The organism is Flavobacterium silvaticum, from assembly GCF_012911565.1.
In the GTDB taxonomy this organism is placed as follows: Bacteria; Bacteroidota; Bacteroidia; order Flavobacteriales; family Flavobacteriaceae; genus Flavobacterium; species Flavobacterium silvaticum.
This window is the reverse complement of sequence record NZ_JAAMPU010000082.1, coordinates 1-4215: the sequence shown is the minus strand read 5'-3', so window position 1 is coordinate 4215 and position 4215 is coordinate 1. Positions and strand designations below refer to the sequence as shown.

4 protein-coding genes are annotated in these 4215 nt (G+C 33.5%); 3 read left to right on the top strand and 1 reads right to left on the bottom strand.

Annotated features, from left to right (window positions below):
• Positions 1–152: 152 nt before the first annotated feature.
• Complete coding sequence (locus G6047_RS00485; protein ID WP_169525368.1) at positions 153–1022, bottom strand: hypothetical protein; 870 nt, start codon at positions 1020–1022, stop codon at positions 153–155.
• A 257-nt stretch (positions 1023–1279) separates the two neighbouring features.
• On the opposite strand from G6047_RS00485, the gene G6047_RS00480 reads away from it, so the two are divergent.
• The 3 genes from G6047_RS00480 to G6047_RS00470 all read left to right on the top strand — a co-directional run bounded on the left by G6047_RS00480 (position 1280) and on the right by G6047_RS00470 (position 3952).
• Positions 1280–2857, top strand: coding sequence for a hypothetical protein (locus tag G6047_RS00480; protein ID WP_169525366.1), 1578 nt, complete (start codon positions 1280–1282; stop codon positions 2855–2857).
• A gap of 164 nt (positions 2858–3021) precedes the next feature.
• Positions 3022–3456, top strand: coding sequence for a hypothetical protein (locus tag G6047_RS00475; protein ID WP_169525364.1), 435 nt, complete (start codon positions 3022–3024; stop codon positions 3454–3456).
• Positions 3457–3673: 217 nt separating this feature from the next.
• A complete protein-coding gene (locus G6047_RS00470; protein WP_169525362.1) occupies positions 3674–3952 on the top strand; it encodes a hypothetical protein in 279 nt (92 codons plus the stop codon).
• Positions 3953–4215 lie beyond the last annotated feature (263 nt).

Below are 4215 nucleotides of genomic sequence, written 5' to 3'. Positions count from 1 at the left end.
AGCGCATCTTTGCCATTGCTGCTTTCAGGTCAAAGAACCAATCAACTTTTTAAGTACTTTTGCGTCCAACGGAGACTACAATCTCCGGATTTCTGCAACAGCAAAGATGCGCGAAACGTTACTGGCTATTTTGATTTCTCGCCCAAAAATAATCATTCAGATACACTTACTGGTTCGTCTGTATTGCTAAAATGATTTGGTAAAGTCTGTATATTGTTTATCATTTTAAAAACAGTGGTAGGATCATTCATCAATTGTGGAGATGAATCAAATAATGCGGTCAACTGTGGTGATAAAGTATTAATGATTATTCTTGAGTTTCCTACATCGGTTTTATACTTTACTAGAATAATTGCACCTAATCTAATTACTCCTTCATCAACGTGCTCTAATTGCGCCATCATGTTGGAACTTGCCAATGCCAATTTTTCTGTTATTTCCGCATTAGGCATGTTCAAATAAGCAAGCTCAAGCGCAAATTTGCCTTTGTCATAAATATCTTGAGCTTCCCGTTTTGTCTTTGGGGATGTGAAAAGAAATTTTAAACGCTGAAAAAAAGAGCCAATAACTGGTTCCTCTTTTTGTTCTAGTTCGAAACCCAAAGCATCCATAAGATCCCCACATGCATTTTGTATTCCTTCAATTGTCTGCAATGAAATCTTCTTCTGCGGAAGCGCAATATAAACGTCCGTTGATTGATCTATCACTTCTCCGCCTGCAAAATATCCATGTCCCCTTTTGACATTTGCATCAATCATCCCCCACAATCCTTCCTTGGATTTTCGATCACTCATAACAATTCCCGAAAGTCCTCGCAGATAATTAAGTGTTTTACGTTGTTCGGATGAAATAAGTTCTGGATACTTTTCTGCTAGTAATAATTCAACTAAACTTATTAGAATTTCGTCAGTAATCTCAAAGTACTCTGTTTTCTGTCCATATTCCACCTTTAGGAATAAAGAGATTCTAGTATGGGCAATTAGGGAAATCGTAATTCCATTAAATTCTATAACTCCAAGCATTATAAAAGTTTTAAGGGTTTAAAAGTAAGGGTTTTAATCTCTTAATCTTTAAACTGATGTGCTGATATAGTAAAAAAGTAAAACAGCCAGTAACCGCCGGTAAAAAAAAGCGCTGTTTTCAGGTTGTTGAACCTATCATTTTTTCAGTAAATTTACGTTCAGCCGAGACAACTATTATTTAAGGCCGCGCCTTCTTTTACCGGCCAAACGTTAGCCACAAGGCGAACGCCGATTCAGATAACAATCTATACGAATAAATGGAAAAAGATTATTTTCTTTTAAAGGATAAAAAAAAAGAAATTGAATCCAAGTTTTTAATTAAAAACGGCTGGTTGAAAATATACGAAGATGATTCTAAAGATCTTGACGATTCTGCTGGATTATATTGCTGTCTAATATCGAACCATAACATTGATAAATACAGTGAAGACTATAATTGGCCGCTTTCTATGGGAAGTGAGGGAAAACCATCCGTCTATGGAAACAATACTTATAAATCTAATGACGAAGAAGGCTTAGAACCATTTTTATTTTATAAAAGTTTTTCATTACAAGAAACTTCAATAAAATACATAGATGTGGCAGAAGAATTTGTTCTTTATTTTCGGCTTTACGAAAAAGGGAATGACAAACAAAACCGCACTTTTTATTATGTAAGCGATTATGGAGAATTAGATGAAGTATTAATTATCGAGCCAAAGCTGATTAAAGTTAACATCAAGTATTTGAAGGAATATATTACCATGAGAGATATGCACTTCGTAGTTTGCTATGATTTTATGAGGTTGCTGGAAAAAATCCCTTCAGATTGGAACATCAAACACCAGGACGAGTTAATAAAGAACAACGAGTTTATTTACAGTCATTTAATCCGACATGTATCTGACAAAATTCAAAGTTGGGTAATGGGAAAAGTATTCATTAAACCAAACGACGTAAAGAAATCGCACTTCGAGTTCGGAGAATCTGAAAATGAAAATTTTATAGTTGGAATTGACGATGAAGGAGAATTAATTTATGAAGATTGTGGAAAAACGGAAGGAAATCATTTCAAGGTAACCTATTTCAAAAAAGAGGTTTTAAATAAATATTACAATGAACCAACTAAATATCAAGTTGATGGATTTAGTGTTGGATCAAAGTTTTTCACATTAAAAATAGATAATAATGTTAGTGATTATATTCCCGTATTCCTTACCAATTTAAGAATACTTCCGGAAAAGGAACAACTTCATTGGAAACAATACAACATTCCACCAAAAGAAGGAATGAATATTAGCAGAACTTATTACAGAACAATGATAGAAGGCCAATGGGCAGAGGAACCCGAGACAGTTGACTTGTTTTTCAAATCAAAATATCAAAGCTTCAACAAAGAATGGGAAGAAAAGTTTGGGTGGCATTTATATAAACCATTATCCAAAACAGATGAACATTTATTTACAGCATTACATAAGATAACTACAAATAATGTGAAAGCCTTCTGTGAACAAACCCTAACGATAGTAAAACTTACTATTGATAGACTAAATGAAAAGGAGTTAGCAAAAGGTTTGAATTTAGAATCTAAAATCGGAGGAATTGGAAAGTTCGAAAAGTTTCTAGAATCAAAAGGAATGACTATTCCAGATATGTTTGCATTTTTAAGAAATCTTCAAAATTTAAGATCTGGTCTTATTGCTCACACATTTAGCGAATCCAACAAAGATTGTAAAAAAGCTATTGAATATTTCGGAATTAGTAACAGTAATTACACTGAAATTTTAGATAAAATATTTGTAAAGTCAGTATTTACCTTTAATACTTTGGAAAAACATTTTAAGTTGAAAGAGTAATGCCCTGTGGCTAACAGCCTGTAACCGCCATCGCGGGGGATTTCGGTAGCCGGTAATTGTTATTTCACGAAGAAACATTATCTTGGCAGAGAGAACTCAGTTCGCTTTGATCCGCGACGGCGGTTACAGGCGACACGTTAGCGGAGATTTCTAAAAAAATGACCATGAAAATATTTATTTCAATATTTCTGATATTTCCATTTTGGACTATATGCGCTCAACAAAATATTATTAGTGACACTTCTCTTAATCCTGCAAATTTGTCAAAGGAATTAAGAGAGATAGAAATTACTTTTAAAAATTTCCCACCAAAAGTAAAAGTCATAGAAACTTGCTCATCTAAAAGTGAATTGTGTGGAACAATGGCATTCGGCTCATCAAGTTTAGTCGAAATTTTAGATGGATCTTATAGCAAAAAACAGATTTATATTTCCACATTATGTTTAGAAACAAATTACGAAGTGGGAAAAATTTATAGAATTGAAATTACAAAATCACCAAGCTTTGGGTTAGGCCTGTGTAATGATCAATTTTTTGACAGAAATTGGAATCACGAAAGTTTAAAAAAACCAATGATTTTCGGGATTCTAAAAGATTGAAACCTCCGCTAACAGCGGCTAAAAAAAAGCGCTCCATTCAGGCAACAGAAACAGTCATTTTTTTAAGTACATTTACGTCCAGCCGAGACAACAATCTCCGGAAATCGCGCCTTCTTTTAGCCGCGGAACGTTAACTGCAAGCCAATAAAAAAGCTATCTCGGTTGATTTAAAATAAGAAAAATTACAACTGTCAATTTCTTTAATCCTGAAAATTATATGAATCCTTTTAAAATACAGAAAACTGGAGAATTCTCATCGGATACTTTTAACGATGAAATCAAATCTGCATTACAAAAAATAAAAGATGAAAATTACTTACCTGGCTTTGGACAAGAAATAATAAAAAATGATGTTGAATCCGCCGTGCATTTGAATGGCGAATTGTATTCTGGAAACTACCTGATATTTCAGATTCAAAACCATTCAGAGCCGATGGGTCATTTGCATTGCTTTCTTAGTTTAGATAAAACTTTTTTAAGTATCATAGCTATATAAATTAAAAATGATAAATGGCCAGCAGTTAACAGCCAATGGCCATGATTGCTGGTTTTCTGTAAAAGAAATAATCAACTTTTAAGTATCTTTACGTCAAGCCGAGACAACTATTTCTTTTGGCCGCAACCACCGCCATCGGCGGAACGTTACCTGCCATTTCAGAAAAAATCGCTTTAAGCAGCATTTAAGTATTTAAAAAAGATAAAATAAAAACTTATGAAAATTATTAGATTAAAAGATGACTCAGGCTATGATCAAGTTAT

Bases quoted from the DNA above. Each gene is read 5' to 3' on its own strand.
- G6047_RS00485 (WP_169525368.1), bottom strand. From the start codon at position 1,022: ATGCTTGGAGTTATAGAATTTAATGGAATTACGATTTCCCTAATTGCC.
- G6047_RS00480 (WP_169525366.1), top strand. From the start codon at position 1,280: ATGGAAAAAGATTATTTTCTTTTAAAGGATAAAAAAAAAGAAATTGAA.
- G6047_RS00475 (WP_169525364.1), top strand. From the start codon at position 3,022: ATGAAAATATTTATTTCAATATTTCTGATATTTCCATTTTGGACTATA.
- G6047_RS00470 (WP_169525362.1), top strand. From the start codon at position 3,674: ATGAATCCTTTTAAAATACAGAAAACTGGAGAATTCTCATCGGATACT.